Raw genomic sequence first — 841 nt, 5'->3', positions numbered from 1 at the left:
CGTAGCTGCGGTAGCGTTGCCCAAGCACATGCACAATGCGCAGAGGTCTGCCGATAACGGAGGCGAATGCAGCAACGTTGGGCAGCAGCGCAAAACTCCGGTCGATGGCGGTCGTTGTGAACACGAGGGGAACATTATTAATGCGCATAGCGTCACTCCTGCTGGTTATGTGAGGTTATGCTGGCTCTGGTCAATTCCAGTAGTATGATAGATACGCACAATTGTCCACTTTTGGATGTCACGATGCGTTCGACGTGCAATTGTACCGCACGTATCACACCGCTCGACGGGTTCGACGCATTCAACAGAGAAGTCGAACCAGTGTGCGTCAAACTGAGAGCAATTGTGTAGTGGTTGTAGACGTTTTCTTGAGAGGTGGATGTATTATAATCTAAGAGCACGCTTCTCACAAGTCAAAATGTATTGACCTATTGGGGGACCGCGATGTCGATGTACACGCCGGAACAACTGGCCCGCCGCGATGCAAGCGTCTGGACGAAAGTGCAGGCAGTGCTCGCGCCGATCCAGTTCCTCGCGTTTCTGATCAGTTTTGGGTTGGTGATCCGTTACCTGGTGACGGGTGAGGGGTACATGATCACCACCGTCAGCGTATGGATCAAGATCGCGCTGTTGTGGGCGATCACGATCACCGGCATGATCTGGGAGAAGGAGATCTTCGGGCGCTGGTTCATGGCGCCGGAGTTCTTCTGGGAAGATGCTGGCAATGCGCTGGCGATGGTGATGCACAACCTCTATTTTCTCGCCGTCTGGCTGCACTGGTCGCCCGATGCGATCATGACGCTGATGCTGGTAGCGTACTGTACCTATCTGATCAATTGCG

1 protein-coding gene is annotated in these 841 nt (G+C 53.6%); it reads left to right on the top strand.

All coding sequences use genetic code 11. The features are described from left to right. Positions 1-444: 444 nt before the first annotated feature. On the top strand, positions 445-841 hold a 397-nt coding region (gene bchF / locus NW818_RS13970; protein ID WP_414424902.1), incomplete at its 3' end, for a 2-vinyl bacteriochlorophyllide hydratase.

It is taken from the genome of Synechococcus sp. R6-5 (genome assembly GCF_047461775.1).
In the GTDB taxonomy this organism is placed as follows: Bacteria; Cyanobacteriota; Cyanobacteriia; order Thermostichales; family Thermostichaceae; genus Thermostichus.
This window is presented reverse-complemented; position numbering and strand designations above follow the sequence as displayed.